Source organism: Paragemmobacter amnigenus, from assembly GCF_009908265.2.
GTDB lineage: Bacteria > Pseudomonadota > Alphaproteobacteria > Rhodobacterales > Rhodobacteraceae > Paragemmobacter > Paragemmobacter amnigenus.
Window position 1 is genome coordinate 254924 of the sequence record NZ_JAAATX020000002.1, and the last position, 14808, is coordinate 269731.

Genomic DNA, 14808 nt, shown 5'->3' on the forward strand with positions numbered 1-14808 from the left:
AAAAAGGCCCGACTGCGAAGAAGGCCCGACTACGAAGAAGGAATGTCTTGCCCGATGAACGCGCTGCCCCGGTCCTGTGATCCCGAACAGGGGACGACCCGCGCCGTGTCCGGCGTCCGTCACTCTGCCTTCGGCGTGGCCTTCGTCCTGCTGCCGGGGTTCGATATGCTTGCCCTCATCGCGGGGATGGAGCCCTTTCGCGTCGCCGGGCGTCAGGGCGGGCGCGGGGCCTTCCGGCTGCGGCTTCTTTCGGCTGACCGCGCGCCGGTTGTTTCGGCGCAAGGCATCGCAATGCCGGTGGATGGCGGCTTGTCGGATGATGCCGCGGCGGACCTGACCCTGGTCGTCGGGGGAGAGACGGCAGAAGCCGATCTGCCGTCGGTGCTGACGGGACATCTTCGACGCATCTGGCGGCAGGGCCGACAGGTGGGGGCCGTGCATGGAGGGATCTTTGCGCTTGCCCGGGCGGGCATCCTTGGCGGGCACCGCTTTGCGGCGCATCGCGACCACCTGCCGATCCTTGCCACGCAATGGCCGGAGCTGACGCCTGTCGCCAATCTGTTCTGTCTGGATCGCCGGATCGTGACCTGTGCGGGCGGCATTGCCATGGCCGATCTGAGCCTGCGGCTTATCCATGACAGCGCGGGTCAGGCCGTTGCCCATGATGCGATGCACGCCTGCCTTGTGACCTCGCCGCGCGGTGAAGCCACCCCGCAGGCTTCCCCCGTGGCCCAGCGTGTGCAGAGCCGAAATCCCAGCTTGCGCCGTGCCGTGCAGTGGATCGAACAGAACTTCGCCGATCCGGACTGTCTTCCCAAGGCGGTCAGTGTCGCCGGCACCTCTGCCCGCCAGCTCCAGAGGCTGTTCCGGATCCATCTTGGTCTGCGCCCCATCCAGTATCTGACGGAAGTGCGGCTGAACCAGGCGCGTATCTTGCTGGCCCAGACGGAACTGCCGGTGCAGGACGTTGCGCTGGCTTGCGGTTACAATTCCCTTGGTACCTTCACCAAGGTATTCCGTGAACGCTTTGGCATGTCACCCTCCAGATATTCGCCCTTTGCCTTGCACCGGCAAGGTCTGGGGCGCAGATGATCGAAGCTGGGCCCATTGCCGGGCTTCAGCCATGCACGCAGTCGCGCCGAGTTTGGCGCAGCGTGGCGGGGTTTGCATGGCAGGTCGGACGACTTCTCGGGGGTCGGGCATAACGCGAAACTCAAATGATCAGTGCACTTGCGCACGTGCCTTAGACTGACCGCAGTCTTTGGTCCGATACCTGTCCCCTCAGCGCCCCGTCAGGAGGATCTGGACATCCGCCACATTGGTCCCCGTGGCCCCCGTCAGCAGCAGGTCGCCCGCAGCTGCGAGGGCGCGGTGGCTGTCGTTGTCGGCCAAGAGCGCCTGCGCGTCTACGCCTGCGTCGCGGAGGCGGCGGGGTGTGCCTGCATCGACCAAGCCGCCCGCCGCGTCGGTCGGGCCGTCGCGGCCATCCGTGCCGCCTGACAGGAAGCACCAGTCGCGGCCAAGGTCGGGCATGGCAAGGGCCACGCGCAGGGCGAGTTCCTGATTGCGCCCGCCAAGGCCGGTGCCGCGCAGGGTGACGGTCGTCTCGCCGCCGAAGATGAGGCAGGCGTCCGCCTCTGCCTCGCGCGCGGCGGCGATTATGATGGCGGCGGCGTCGGCCACGTCGCCGGTCAGGCGGTCGCTTGCGATCCGCGCAGAGGGGCCTGCGGCGGCTTGCACGGCCTCAAGGCTCAGTCGGTTCGACCCGATCAGGTGGTTCCGTGCGGGCGGGGGGGCGGTGGCGGGGTCGGGGCGGGCAAGGGCCGTCCGCACCGATGGCGGCAGGCGGTCCCACAGTCCCGCCTCGCGCAAGAGCGCGCGTGTGGCGGCATGGGTGGCGATGGGCGCGACCGTCAGGCCCGAGGCGATGACGCGCAGGTCATCCCCGATCACGTCTGACAGGATGAAGCCGCAGACCGGTGCGGGGGCGGCGGCGCGCAGGAAGCCGCCGCCTTTCAGACGCGACAGGCCCTGCCGGACCTGATTCATCTGCGTGATGTCCAGCCCGCCCCCCAGCAAAAGGCGGCTGGTCGCTGCCTTGTCCCCGAGCGTGACACCGTCGACAGGAGCGGGCAGCAGCGCCGATCCCCCGCCCGAGACGAGGGCAACCACGCGGTCGGCTTCGGACGCAGCCGCCAGCAGCCGTTCCACCGCCACGGCGGCGGCGGCGCCGTTGGCATCGGGCACGGGGTGACCGGCGGCCATCACCTCGGCCCCTGCCACGGGCCGCGCATTCTCGTAATTCGTGACGACCAGAACCACCGCCTGCGCCGGATCGGGCAGGGCGGCGATCAGCGCCTCGGCCATGGGTACGGCGGCCTTGCCCACCGCGACAACGATCAGCCGCCCGCCCGCATCGGGCCGGGGCAGGGGCGCGTCGCGCAGGGCGCGCGTCAGGGCAAGACCGGGATCCGCCGCCCGGCAGGCGACGTCGAAAAGCTGTCTTGCCCTGTCGCGCAATCCCATCGGATCAGGCCCCCGCGATCTGGCGGGCCTTCTGGACCAGCACTTCGGCCTGACGGATGGAGGCGTAGTCGATCAGGCGACCGTCCAGCGACACGGCACCCTTCCCCTCGGCCGCGGCCTTTTCCATCGCCTCGAGGATGCGCTTGGCGCGGGTGACTTCGGCCTCGCTGGGGCTCATCACCTCGTTCGCCATGGCGATCTGGCTGGGGTGGATGGCCCATTTCCCCTCGCATCCCAGGACGGCGGCGCGGCGGGCGGCGGCGCGGTAGCCTTCGGGATCCGAGAAGTCGCCGAAAGGTCCGTCCACGGGGCGCAGGCCATTGGCACGGGCGGCGACCACCATCCGGGCCAGCGCGTAGTGCCACATGTCGCCCCAATGCACGGCGCGGCTGCCATCGACCAGCGGGTCGGTCAGGATTGAGTAATCGGGGTTCACACCACCGATGATCGTGGTGCGCGCGCGGGTCGAGGCGGCATAGTCCGCCACGCCGAAATGCAGGCTTTCGTTGCGTTTGGACGCGGCGGCGATCTCGGACACGTTCTGCATCCCCAAGGCGGTCTCGATGATGTGTTCGAAGCCGATCCTTTTCCTGTAGCCCATCGCGTCTTCGATCTGGGTCACGATCATGTCCACGGCATAGACATCGGCGGCAGTGCCGACCTTCGGGATCATGATGAGGTCAAGCCGTTCGCCCGCCTGTTCCACCACATCCACCACATCGCGGTACATGTAATGCGTATCCAGCCCGTTGATGCGGACCGACATGGTCTTCTTGCCCCAGTCCATCTCGTTCAGGGCCTTGATGATGTTCTTGCGCGCCTGTGCCTTGTCATCGGGTGCGACGGCGTCCTCCAGATCGAGGAAGATCACGTCGGCATCGGATTGCGCCGCCTTTTCGAACATCTGCGGCGCACTGCCCGGAACGGCCAGCTCGCTGCGGTTGAGGCGGGCGGGGGCCTGCTGGATGACGTGGAAGGACATGCTGGACTCCTTGCAAGGGTGCGGAATGGGGCGGGCTGTACCATAGGCATCCCCGCAGGACGTGTTTCCAGTCAAGAAAAAAATTTTACCTTATGTTATCTCCTTCCCCGCCGCACTTCCGTAATAGAAGGCGATGGCCTGCGCGCGGTTCTTCACGGCCAGCTTTTCGAAGAGGTTCGAGAGGTGGAATTTGACCGTGTTCTCGCTGATGTCCAGCTTTCGGGCGAGTTCGCGGTTGGTCCGTCCGCCTGCCAGCAGTTCCAGAAGGATGCGCTCGCGCCGTGACAGCAGGTTGATCGGGTCCTGATGCAGACGGCGCACGTCGAGGAAGGGAAACACCATCTGCCCCCGTGCCACGGCAAGGCAGGTATCCACCAGCACCTCCACCGGGGCCGAGCGCGCGGCGAAACCTGCCGCACCTGCCGCCATGGCCTTGCGCGCGACATCGGGGCCGGCGTCGCCGTAGACCACGACGCGCGGCGCATCGGGAGTGTCGCGCAAGAGGTCGATCAGCTTTTGCGCGCCAAGCACGGGCAGGGTCCAGCTGACGACGCCAAGGTCGGCCGCGCCATTGGCGGCCTGGGCGAGGAATGTTTCTGCCGTCGCGGCGCTGCCTGCCAGCGTGAAGCGGGGGTCGCGTCCGAAGACTTCGGACAGGGCGGAAAGAATCAGCGGGTTGTCGTCGCCCAGCAGCACCGGAATGCGGCTGGACCAGCCAACCGGAGGTGGTTCGTCCATCACTTCCTCCTCTCGACCCGCCTGCGGGGCGGGTCTTGGCCATAGCTATGGCGATTTGCCGGTTCGGGTAGGTCTGCGCCCACCCGAAAGATTTGTTGCGGGCAGGATAAACGGGTGTTGCGCGGTCCGTCGATGAAATTTCATCTTGTTTATAAATTTTTATCATGGGTGAAAAACGTGCCTGCCATGCACTGCCCGTGATCCCCGCAACCCATATCCGGCGCGGATATAGTCAAATGAGGCCCAGATGACCGAGATGCAGATCTTCCCGCAGTTGACCATCCCCGAAACCCTGGCCGCCGGTCCCGGGCCCGGAAATACCGATGCCCGCGTGCTGGCCAGCTTTGCCAATGCGGGGCTGGCCGATCACATGCAGGCCGATGTCCTGCGCGGGATGATCGAATGCAAGCACATGCTGCGCTCGGTCTGGGGGACGCGGAACGTCCACACCTTCGGGGTCGCCGGAACCGGGTGGAGCGGGCTGGACTGCCTCTTCTCGGCCATCCTGCCGGGGGATACGGTCGTGGCCTTCGTCAACGGCACCTTCAGCGGGATCGACGCCTTGACCGTGCGGATGAAGGCCGCCACGCGCGAGGATCTGGCGGCCAATAGCATGGATCCCAAACCCGCCAACGTGACCGTCGTCAACGTCCCGCACGGGCAATCCGTCACCGCGGATGTGATCGAGGCGGCGCTGGCGGCGCACAAGCCGACATGGGCCGTCATGGCGCATTGGGAAACCGGATCGGGCCGGATCAACGACCTGCGCGCCTTTTCGGATGCCTGCGTGAAGCATGGCGTGATGGGGCTGGTGGATGCGGTGTCGTCGCTGGGAATCGCGGATTTCAGCATCGACGACTATCCGGGCGTGGCGGGCTGGGCCTCCTGCCCGCAAAAGGGCGTGCTCTGCCTGCCGCTGACCTATGCGCCGGTTTCCTTCAGCGACCGCTACATCGCGCATCTGCGGGCGAATGGCTGCCCCAGCTATGTGCACCACCCGATCCTCGAGGCGCGGCACTGGGGCATCCTTGACGGCAAGGACGCGCCTGCAGGCACCTATCACCGCACCCATTCCGGCTATGCCGTCGCCGCCTTTCACGAGGCGCTGCGGATCAACCTGCAACATGGCAAGGCGCAGAAGGCGGCGGATTACGCCCATCACGAGGCGGCGCTGCGCAAGGCCGTCATCGCGCTGGGCTGCGACGTGACCTCGAACATGACAAGTCTTGTCGTGCTGAACCTGCCGCCCGCGCTGGCGGGGCGCGAGAAGGATCTGGTCGCCATGTGCCGGTCGCGCGGCTTTGGCATCTGGCCCACGCTCTCGGAACCGGTGCAGGTGCGGATCGGTATCCTGAACCAGCTTTCGGTCGCGGCCATTACTGACATCGTCGAACGCTTCGGTGCCGCGATGAACGAGATGGGGGCGGGCGCCGACCTTGGTGCCGCGTTGGCCGCGCTGCGCGACCATTACGCGACGCGCGCCGCGGCCTGAGGGCGGGCGGGCCGGACCATGTCCTTTGCAGGGCGGTTCGGCCTTTGGGAAGCAACGAGGGGGACAGGATGACCAGACCGAAGATTCTCGTGACGCGCAGATGGCCCGAGGCGGTGGAGCGCAAGCTGGCCGAGGATTTCGACCTGCACCTCAACACCCCCGACACGCCGCTGGGCGAAGAGGCCTTGCGCGCCGCGATGCGGGACTATGACGCGATCCTTCCCACCGTGACGGACCGGCTGTCGGCGGCGGTTTTTGCGGGCGGGGCGGTACGGACGAAGATCCTTGCCAATTACGGCGTGGGCTTTTCCCATATCGACACCGAGGCCGCCAGGGCCGCCGGTGTGGTGGTGACGAACACGCCCGATGTCCTGTCCGACTGCACCGCCGACATCGCCATGACGCTGCTTCTGTCGGTCGCGCGACGCGCGGGCGAGGGGGAGCGTGAACTGCGCGAGGGACGCTGGGCCGGATGGCGGCCCACCCACCTGATCGGGACAAAGGTAACGGGCGCGACGCTGGGGATCATCGGCTTTGGCCGGATCGGGCAGGCCGTGGCGCAGCGCGCGCATTTCGGCTTTGGCATGCGGATCGTCGTGCAGAACCGGTCCCGCGTGGCCGAAGAAACCCTTGCCCGCTACGGTGCGGTGCAGGTCGGATCGGTCGACGAGCTGCTGCCGCTGTGCGATTTCGTCTCGCTCCACTGTCCGGGCGGGGCGGCGAACCGCCACCTGATCGACGCACGGCGTCTTGGCCTGATGCGCAAGGGGGCCTTCCTCGTCAACACCGCGCGGGGCGAGGTGGTGGACGAAACCGCGCTGGCCGCCGCCCTGCGCGCGGGCACCATCGCAGGGGCGGGGCTGGATGTGTTTGACCGCGAACCGCACGTTCCGGACGACCTGCTCTCCGCGCCGAATACCGTACTGCTGCCGCATCTGGGTTCGGCCTCCCGCGCCACGCGCGAGGCGATGGGGTTCCGCGCGGTGGAGAACCTGACCGCCTTCTTCGAAGGGCGCCCCCCGCGCGACAGGGTGGTCTGAGATGACGGCGCTGCCCAGCCCCGCCGACCCCGCCCCTGTCTTTGAAGACCGGCAGGCCGATGCCTTCCGCGACGAGCTGCACCGGCTGTGGTGCAACGTCATCGCCCGACGCGCGCCGCAGGTGCTGGACCTCGTGCGCGATCCTGGGCTGATCCTGCCCGAAGGCGACGCGGCGATCCCCTGCCTTCAGGCGATCAACATCTGGTTCCAGCTCAAGCGTATTGTCGACGAGAACACCGCCATGCGCGCCCGCCGTCTGGTCGAGGCGACGCAGGGCGCATCGGGGGTGGAGGGCAGTTTCGCGCAGGCCATGGCCGAGATGGACCCCGCCATGACGCAGGCGGAATTTTCGGCGCTGACCGCCAAGCTGTCGGTCGGCCCCACGATCACCGCCCACCCGACCGAGGCGAAGCGCGTCACCGTGCTGGAAATCCACCGCCGCATCTACCGGCTGCTGGTGTCGCTGGAAACCCAGCGCTGGACCCCCCGCGAACGCGACGACATCCTTTCGGATATTGAAGGCGAAATCGACCTGCTGTGGATGACGGGCGAATTGCGGCTGGAACGGCCAAGCCTGCGGGACGAGATCGAATGGGGCCTGCAATTCTATCGGGATGCGATCTATGACGCTGTGCCGCAGCTCTTTGAACGCTTCATCGCGGCGGGCCGGGAGCGGTTTGGCGACGGGCTGGCGATCACCCCTTGCGTCAAGTTCCACTCGTGGATCGGCGGCGACCGCGACGGCAATCCCAACGTCACGACGGAGGTGACGCGCGAGGCGCTGACGCGTGCGCGCAGGGCCATCCTGCAACGCTATCTCGACGGCGTCACCGCCGCCGCCGCGCGCATCTCCATCACATCGCGCATCGTGGCCCTGCCGCCCGAGGCAGAGGCGCGCATCCGCGCCGTGATCGACCAAAGCCCGCAGGCCGCCGAACTTGCCGCCCGCAACCCCGGCGAGGTGTTCCGGCAGGGCCTGACCGTCATCGCCGAACGCCTGCGCGCGATGGTCGGGGGCGGGGCGGGGGGCTATGCCTCGGTCGCGCAGTTCACCGCCGATCTGGCGGCGCTGGAACAGGGGCTGATGGCCATCGGGGCGGACCGTCTGGCGCTGCGCTATCTGGCGTCCCTGCGCTGGCAGGCGGAAACTTTCGGCTTCCGCACCGCCACGCTGGATGTGCGGCAGAATTCTACAGTCACCACGGCGGTGCTGACGGAAATATGGGCGCTGACGGGTACGGCCCCCCCCTTCGGGAGCCCCGAATGGTCCCGCCGCCTGCGCGAGGAGCTGGGCCGCCCCGCCCTGACCTTTGCGGAACGGCGCAGGCTGGGCGCCGAGGCGAACGAACTTCTCGACCTGCTGGCGCTGATGCGCGAGGCGCGGGTGTCGGACGATCCCGACTCCATCGGTCCCTTCATCCTGTCCATGACACGCTCGGCCGACGACATCCTCGGCGTCTACCTGCTGGCCCGCCATGCCGGTTTCGGGGCGGAAAAGCTGGACCTGCGGGTGGTGCCGCTGTTCGAGACGATCGAAGACCTGCGCAATGCGCCTGCGGTGTTCGACGCGTTGCTGAAGGTGCCACTGGCGCAGCGCAGCTTGCGGTCGGCGGATGCGACGGTGGAAATCATGCTGGGCTATTCGGACAGCAACAAGGACGGCGGTTTCCTCTGCTCGACATGGGAACTGGATAAGGCGCAGCGCCGACTGACGCAGACGCTTGCCCGCCACGGGCTGCGGCCTGTCTTCTTCCACGGCCGCGGCGGGTCGGTCAGCCGTGGCGGCGCGCCCACGGGACGGGCCATCGCGGCCCAGCCTCTGGGCACGGTGCAGGGGCGGCTGCGTCTGACCGAACAGGGCGAGGTGGTGTCGTCGAAATACGCCAACCGCGGCACGGCGGTGAACCAGCTGGAACTGCTTGCCTCTTCCGTCCTGCGCCATCTGCCCCAGACGGTGCAGCCCGCCGCCGATCCCGAACATATCGACGCGTTGGAGGCGCTCTCGGGCCTGTCGCAGACCGCCTACAGCGCGCTTTTGCAATCGCCGGGCTTCATCGACTATTTCCAGCAGGCCAGTCCGGTCGAGGAACTGGCCATGCTCAAGATCGGCTCGCGCCCGCCGCGCCGCTTCGGGGCGCGGTCGCTGGCGGATCTGCGGGCCATTCCATGGGTCTTTGCATGGTCGCAGAACCGGCACATGGTGTCGGGCTGGTACGGCTTCGGCTCGGCGATTGCGGCCTTCCGGCGGGTGCGCGGGGCGGCGGGGGACAGGTTGCTTGCCGCCATGTTCGACCGGCACCGCCTGTTCAGGCTTATGGTGGACGAGGTGGAGAAGTCGCTGATGCTGACGGATCTCGAAATCGGTGCCGCCTATGCCGGACTGGTGGAGGATGCGGCAACGCGCGACCTGATCCTTGGGCGCATCCGCGCGGAACATGCGCTGTCGCTGGACGCGCTGCGCGACCTGACGGGCAACGCCGAACCCGGCGCGCGCTTTCCCAACATGCACCTACGCTTTGCCGGAGCGCGGCCCGATCTGGACCGGATCAACCGCTTGCAGGTCGCGCTTTTGCGTCGCACGCGGACCGAGGCGAAGGGCCGTACCCATATCCCGCTGATGCAGTCGATGAACTGCATCGCGGCGGGGCTGGGCTGGACGGGGTAGGGCCGGGCGGGGTCCATGGCGGGAGCGAGGCGGAAGTCCGGCGCGTCATGACCGTGTGCCTGATGCGCCCGTGGTGCGGCGGAGGTGCCAGAGGGGCTTGATGGCCTCGAGGAGCAGGAGGACGGCGAGCCCCGCGCCTGCTGTCAGGATCAGGTCGTCGCGATGGAGCGGGCCGAAGCGGAAGATGTCCTGCGCCGCGGGCCAGAGACTGACGGTGGCAAGGATCCCCGCCACCGCGGCGAGGACGAGCAGCAGTGCGGGCTTCGGACGGCCGAGCGCTGCGACGGGAGATGCTCTGAAGGAGCGGTTCACGAAGATCAGGGCGATGATGACGATGACCAGCGTGAAGAAGGTCAGGGCCCGCAATTCGTCCTCTGGCATCTGCCGCCCGACGCCCCAGAAGAGGATTGCGACGACCGCCGCGAAGGCGACGACGCCTTGGGTGACACTCCAGCCGATCAGCCGTGCCGAGAAGAGGCGTTCTGCGGGGTCGCGGGGTGGGCGATCCATGATGTCCTTCTCTTCATCTTCGGCCTCGAAGACCAGTGTGCAGACGGGGTCGATCACCATTTCCAGAAAGGCGATGTGGATCGGCCCGAGAATGACCGGAAAGCCCAGCAGAAGCGGGGCGAGCGCGAGCCCTGCGATCGGCAGATGGACCGCGAGGATGAAGGCCACGGCCTTTCGCAGGTTGTCGTAGATCCGGCGGCCCAGACGGATGGCACGGACGATGGAGCCGAAATCGTCATCGAGCAGGACGATGGCCGATGCTTCCCGCGCCACATCGGTGCCGCGTCCGCCCATCGCGATGCCGATATGGGCGCTCTTGATGGAGGGCGCGTCGTTGACCCCGTCGCCCGTCATGGCGACGACTTCGTTGCGGGCCTTGAGCGCATTGACGATGCGCAGCTTCTGGGCCGGCATGATGCGGGCGAATACGTCACCCTCTTGCAGCCTTTTGCCAAGGGCCGCGTCGTCGAGGGTATCCAGTTCTTTGCCCGTCAGCGGAAAATGCCCGTCAAGCCCCGCCTCGCGTGCAATGGCGGTGGCGGTCACGGGGTAATCGCCCGTGATCATCTTCACTTCGATCCCTGCGCGGCGGCATTCCGCGATAGCTTGCGGGACGCTTTCGCGCAGCGGATCGGCCAGTCCCACGAGGCCGAGCCATGTCAGGTGCAGGTCGTGCTGGTTGTCCGGAAGGGTGCCGGTCGCCGTACCCCGCGCGATGGCCAGAACGCGAAGGCCCGCCGCCGCCATGGCGTCCACGTCGCGGGCCATTGCCACCCGTGCGGTTTCGGGCAGGGCGCAGAGGGTGGCGATTGCCTCTGGCGCGCCCTTTGCGGCGATCATCGGCGGGGCGGAGGCATCGCCGCGCCAGACCTGCGACATGGCCAGAAGGTCGGGGCGCAGGCCGTAGGAGCGCAGGAGCGTCATGCCCGAGGGCTTTCCATCCTGCGGGGCGATGGTGTGGAATGCCTGCTCCATCGGATCGAAGGGCTGCGGATCGCAGGCGAGAAGGCCGGTCTGCAGGACATCGGCGCAGACTGTTCCGGCTGCCTGCGGTCCGTCGATGTCGAAGGCCCGCCCGTCCGGCAACCGGATCTGGCGGATCGCCATCCTGTTCTGCGTGAGCGTGCCGGTCTTGTCGGTGCACAGGATGGTTGCGGCCCCGAGTGTTTCGATGGCTGCCGAGCGGCGCGTCAGGACGCGCGCCTTCGACAGCCGCCACGCGCCCATGGCCATGAAGATGGCAAGGACCACGGGGAACTCTTCCGGCAGCATCGACATGCCGATGGCGATGCCCGCCAGCACCGCCTCCAGCCAGTCGCCGCGGAAATAGGCATAGAGCCCGCCGACCAGCAGGCTGACCATGGTTCCGGCGATGGCAAGCAGGACCACGATCCGGCGGGTCTGAAGGTAGAGGCGCGGGGTTTCCGACCTGATCGAGGCGAGGGATATGCCGATCTTGCCGATCTCGGTCGAAAGACCCGTGGCGGTGACGATGGCGGTCCCCTTGCCACGGACGACGAGTGTTCCCGAGAACACGGTCGGCAGATCGTCCCCACCCGGGATCGGTGGCGCGTCTTCCGGTCCGGGGGCTGCGCGTTTGTGGACGGGCACCGCCTCGCCGGTAAGCAGCGATTCATCGGCCTGCAGGTCATGCGCCGAAAGCAGCCGTGCATCGGCGGGGACGCGGTCGCCTTCGGACAGGAAGATGACGTCGCCCTGCACCACATCTCGACCCGCGATGCGCTGTCGCTTGCCGTCGCGGATGATGAGGGCGCGCGGGCTGCTGAGGTCGCGCAGGGCGTCCAGAACCCTCTCGCTCCGCCATTCCTGAACGAGCGTGATGAGGACGGAAAGGCAGGCGAAGGCCATAAGGACCACCGCATCGCGCGTCTCGCCGAGAAGGGCGTAGATTGCACCACCCGCGAGGAGGAGGGCGAGCATCGGCTCCCTGATCACTTCGAGCAGTATGCGGGGCCCCGTCCGGTGATCACCGGACGGTAGCGCGTTGGGTCCATTTGCGGCGAGCCGTGCTCTGGCCTCTGCCTCGGTCAGCCCGGACATGGCGTCGCTGTCGGGTTCCGGATCGTCTGTCATCGCGCGATCAGGTTTTCAGGATAGTGGCGAAGATACAAGCCACACCGCGGGTTATCGCCGTTTATTGGTGTGAATGCCCGTCAGAACCGGCTGCAACCCGGGGCGGGTCAACTGTCCTGATCGCTGTCGGCGTCGGGATCGCCTGCGGCGATGATGCGGCGCAGGAGTCCGTCGAGGCGTGCGGCAATTTCCGGCCCGATCTGGGCGCGCAGGGAGGTGTCGTATTCGATGGCCCGCTGGCCGAGATCGGCAAAGACCTCGCGGCCGCGAGGGGTGAGGGACAGGATCTCGGCGCGGCGGTCCTGCGGGCTGGGGGAGCGGGAGAGGAGACCGTCTTCCTCGAGTGCCGAGACGGCGCGGCTGACCTTGGTCTTTTCGATATGGCTGATGGCGCAGATGTCCCGCGCGGTCATGGAGCCGAACTTGCCGAGATTGGCCAGCACCCGCCATTGCGTGCGGGTCATGCCATAGGCGGCCTTGTAGGTGGCGTGGAAGGACCGTGACGTCGCCTCGGCCGCCTGGTTGAGCAGGTAGGGAAGGAAGGTTTCAAGGTCGAAATCGGCGGGTTCGGGCATCGGTACGGTCCTTGGATGCGGGCGGACCCTGCCACAGGCGGGGCGGGCTGTCACCCCTGCGGGCGGACACGGTCGGGATGGGCGGCGGCGAAGGCAGGCAGGGCTTCGGCGCGTGTGGCGATGGCTGCGAGGCGGGGGAAGGGCGACAGGTCCACGCCCCAGCGGCGGGCGTTGTAGACCTGCGGGACAAGGCAGAGATCGGCAAGGCCCGGGCGGTCGCCATGGCAGAAGGCGGTGTCGGGCTGGCGGGACAGCAACCCCTCGACCCCGTGCAGGCCGAGGGGGATGAAATGCGTCATCCACCCCTCCATCGTGGCGGTCCCGCCAAGGTCCGCCGCATGGCGCGCGACGCGGAGATTGCAGACGGGCTGGATTTCCATGGCGATGGCATGGGCCAGCGCACGGGCTTCGGCGCGGGCGGCGGGCGTGGCGGGCAGGAAGCCCGCGTCCCGCGTCTCGTCGAGATATTCGATGATGGCGAGGGATTGGGTCAGGCGCAGGCCGTCGATTTCCAGCACGGGGACGAGGCCCTGCGGATTGGCCCCCAGATGGCTTGCCGAGCGGTGTTCGCCCGCGACGAGGTCGACGGGGCGCCTCTCGTAGGTCAGTCCCAGCAGGTTCAGCGCGATGCGGACGCGATAGGCCGAGGAGGACCGCCAGTAGTCGTGCAGCACGATCTTGTCCGACATCGATCAGCCTTTCGCAAAGGGACGGCACGGATTGATGTTTAGCTTGACTTGGTTGCGTATGCAACTATTACTGGCAGTCGAGCGACAGCGTCGAAAGCCGAGGCAGGAGAAGCCCATGACCAGCCACAGCCTTCCCGCGTGGATGATCCGCGCCGTCACCTCGAACGGGGTCCATGCCGGTTACATGCCGGGCTTCGGCAACGATTTCGAAACCGAGGCGCTGCCGGGCGCGCTGCCGCAGGGTCAGAATTCCCCACAGAAATGCGCCTACGGGCTTTATGCCGAACAGCTGTCGGGGTCGGCCTTCACCAAGCCGCATCCCGAACGTACGTGGTGTTACCGCATCCGTCCCAGCGTGAAGCACACGACGCGGTTCGAGAAGATCGACGTGCCGCTGTGGAAATCCGCGCCGCATGTGCTGCCCGATGTCATTTCGCTGGGCCAGTATCGCTGGGACCCGATCCCGCATGCGCAGGAAGACCTGACATGGATCACGGGGATGCGGACGGTCACCACGGCGGGGGATGTGAACACGCAGACGGGCATGGCGAGCCACATCTATCTTGTGACGCGCTCGATGGAGGACGAGTATTTCTACTCCGCCGACGGGGAAATCCTTGTGGTGCCGCAGGAGGGGCGGCTGCGGTTCTGCACCGAGCTTGGCATCATCGATCTGGAGCCGAAGGAGATCGCCATCCTGCCGCGCGGGCTGGTCTATCGGGTGGAGGTGCTGGAGGGTCCGGCGCGGGGCTTCGTTTGCGAGAATTACGGCGTGCCCTTCACCCTGCCGAACCGTGGCCCCATCGGCGCGAATTGCATGGCGAACCCGCGCGACTTCAAGACGCCCGTCGCGGCCTTCGAGGATCGGGAAGTGCCGTCCTCGGTCGTGCTGAAATGGTGCGGGCAGTTCCACCGCACGCGGATCGGGCATAGCCCGCTGGATGTGGTGGCATGGCACGGGAATTACGCGCCGTGGAAATATGACCTGCGGACCTATTCCCCCGTCGGCGCCATCCTGTTCGACCATCCCGACCCGTCGATCTTTACCGTGCTGACCGCGCCGAGCGGGCTGGAGGGGACGGCGAATATCGACTTTGTCCTGTTCCGCGAACGCTGGCTGGTGGCGGAACATTCCTTCCGCCCGCCGTGGTACCACAAGAACGTCATGTCCGAGCTGATGGGGAATATCTACGGCGTCTATGACGCCAAGCCCAAGGGATTCGTGCCCGGGGGCATGTCCTTGCACAACTGCATGCTGCCGCACGGGCCGGACCGGAACGCCTTTGAGGGAGCGTCCAATGCGGCGCTGAAGCCCGAGAAGCTGAACGAGACGATGAGCTTCATGTTCGAGACGCGCTTTCCGCAGCATCTGACGGAATGGGCGGCGAAGGCGGCGCCGTTGCAGGATGACTACATCGACTGTTGGGAGAGCCTTTCCAAGAAGTTCGACGGCACGCCGGATGTGAAGTGAGGAGGCGGGGGTTTCACACCCCGTCG

At 67.0% G+C, this 14808-nt stretch carries 11 protein-coding genes; 5 read left to right on the plus strand and 6 right to left on the minus strand.

Annotated elements, in window-relative coordinates; all coding sequences use genetic code 11:
• Window positions 1-54 precede the first annotated feature (54 nt).
• Entirely contained in the window at window positions 55-1092 is a 1038-nt protein-coding gene (locus GU927_RS03700) for a GlxA family transcriptional regulator (RefSeq protein WP_161761007.1), read from the plus strand.
• 189 nt (window positions 1093-1281) lie between these two features.
• Here the strand turns inward: GU927_RS03700 and GU927_RS03705 are convergent, their stop codons facing one another.
• The 3 genes from GU927_RS03705 to GU927_RS03715 form a co-directional block, all read right to left on the minus strand.
• A complete protein-coding gene (locus GU927_RS03705; RefSeq protein WP_161761008.1) occupies window positions 1282-2526 on the minus strand; it encodes a glycerate kinase type-2 family protein in 1245 nt (414 codons plus the stop codon).
• A gap of 4 nt (window positions 2527-2530) precedes the next feature.
• On the minus strand, window positions 2531-3508 hold the full coding sequence (locus GU927_RS03710; protein WP_161761009.1) for an HpcH/HpaI aldolase/citrate lyase family protein: 978 nt from the start codon (window positions 3506-3508) through the stop codon (window positions 2531-2533).
• Between the two features lie 90 nt (window positions 3509-3598).
• Window positions 3599-4246, minus strand: a complete 648-nt coding sequence (locus tag GU927_RS03715) for a response regulator transcription factor (protein ID WP_217765520.1) — start codon at window positions 4244-4246, stop codon at window positions 3599-3601.
• A 247-nt stretch (window positions 4247-4493) separates the two neighbouring features.
• On the opposite strand from GU927_RS03715, the gene GU927_RS03720 reads away from it, so the two are divergent.
• The 3 genes from GU927_RS03720 to GU927_RS03730 all read left to right on the plus strand — a co-directional run bounded on the left by GU927_RS03720 (window position 4494) and on the right by GU927_RS03730 (window position 9443).
• The gene (locus tag GU927_RS03720; RefSeq protein ID WP_217765521.1) at window positions 4494-5738 is read left to right on the plus strand and encodes an aminotransferase class V-fold PLP-dependent enzyme; all 1245 of its coding nucleotides are present in this window, start codon (window positions 4494-4496) and stop codon (window positions 5736-5738) included.
• Window positions 5739-5806: 68 nt separating this feature from the next.
• Window positions 5807-6778 carry a 2-hydroxyacid dehydrogenase gene (locus tag GU927_RS03725; protein ID WP_161761010.1) on the plus strand — a complete coding sequence of 324 codons (972 nt, stop codon included), beginning with the start codon at window positions 5807-5809 and terminating at the stop codon, window positions 6776-6778.
• Window position 6779: 1 nt separating this feature from the next.
• Window positions 6780-9443 carry a phosphoenolpyruvate carboxylase gene (locus GU927_RS03730; protein WP_161761011.1) on the plus strand — a complete coding sequence of 888 codons (2664 nt, stop codon included), beginning with the start codon at window positions 6780-6782 and terminating at the stop codon, window positions 9441-9443.
• Between the two features lie 45 nt (window positions 9444-9488).
• Here the strand turns inward: GU927_RS03730 and GU927_RS03735 are convergent, their stop codons facing one another.
• The 3 genes from GU927_RS03735 to maiA all read right to left on the minus strand — a co-directional run bounded on the left by GU927_RS03735 (window position 9489) and on the right by maiA (window position 13311).
• A complete protein-coding gene (locus tag GU927_RS03735) occupies window positions 9489-12047 on the minus strand; it encodes a cation-translocating P-type ATPase (RefSeq protein WP_161761012.1) in 2559 nt (852 codons plus the stop codon).
• Window positions 12048-12154: 107 nt separating this feature from the next.
• Window positions 12155-12622 carry a MarR family winged helix-turn-helix transcriptional regulator gene (locus GU927_RS03740; RefSeq protein WP_161761013.1) on the minus strand — a complete coding sequence of 156 codons (468 nt, stop codon included), beginning with the start codon at window positions 12620-12622 and terminating at the stop codon, window positions 12155-12157.
• Window positions 12623-12672: 50 nt separating this feature from the next.
• Complete coding sequence (gene maiA / locus GU927_RS03745; protein ID WP_161761014.1) at window positions 12673-13311, minus strand: maleylacetoacetate isomerase; 639 nt, start codon at window positions 13309-13311, stop codon at window positions 12673-12675.
• A gap of 115 nt (window positions 13312-13426) precedes the next feature.
• Here maiA and hmgA point away from each other — a divergent pair, with 115 nt between their 5' ends.
• Window positions 13427-14782, plus strand: coding sequence for a homogentisate 1,2-dioxygenase (hmgA, locus tag GU927_RS03750; protein ID WP_161761015.1), 1356 nt, complete (start codon window positions 13427-13429; stop codon window positions 14780-14782).
• The last annotated feature ends 26 nt before the right edge of the window (window positions 14783-14808 follow it).

Coding starts and splice junctions, on each gene's coding strand:
- GU927_RS03700 (WP_161761007.1), top strand. CDS start 55: ATGAACGCGCTGCCCCGGTCCTGTGATCCCGAACAGGGGACGACCCGC.
- GU927_RS03705 (WP_161761008.1), bottom strand. CDS start 2,526: ATGGGATTGCGCGACAGGGCAAGACAGCTTTTCGACGTCGCCTGCCGG.
- GU927_RS03710 (WP_161761009.1), bottom strand. CDS start 3,508: ATGTCCTTCCACGTCATCCAGCAGGCCCCCGCCCGCCTCAACCGCAGC.
- GU927_RS03715 (WP_217765520.1), bottom strand. CDS start 4,246: ATGGACGAACCACCTCCGGTTGGCTGGTCCAGCCGCATTCCGGTGCTG.
- GU927_RS03720 (WP_217765521.1), top strand. CDS start 4,494: ATGACCGAGATGCAGATCTTCCCGCAGTTGACCATCCCCGAAACCCTG.
- GU927_RS03725 (WP_161761010.1), top strand. CDS start 5,807: ATGACCAGACCGAAGATTCTCGTGACGCGCAGATGGCCCGAGGCGGTG.
- GU927_RS03730 (WP_161761011.1), top strand. CDS start 6,780: ATGACGGCGCTGCCCAGCCCCGCCGACCCCGCCCCTGTCTTTGAAGAC.
- GU927_RS03735 (WP_161761012.1), bottom strand. CDS start 12,047: ATGACAGACGATCCGGAACCCGACAGCGACGCCATGTCCGGGCTGACC.
- GU927_RS03740 (WP_161761013.1), bottom strand. CDS start 12,622: ATGCCCGAACCCGCCGATTTCGACCTTGAAACCTTCCTTCCCTACCTG.
- maiA (WP_161761014.1), bottom strand. CDS start 13,311: ATGTCGGACAAGATCGTGCTGCACGACTACTGGCGGTCCTCCTCGGCC.
- hmgA (WP_161761015.1), top strand. CDS start 13,427: ATGACCAGCCACAGCCTTCCCGCGTGGATGATCCGCGCCGTCACCTCG.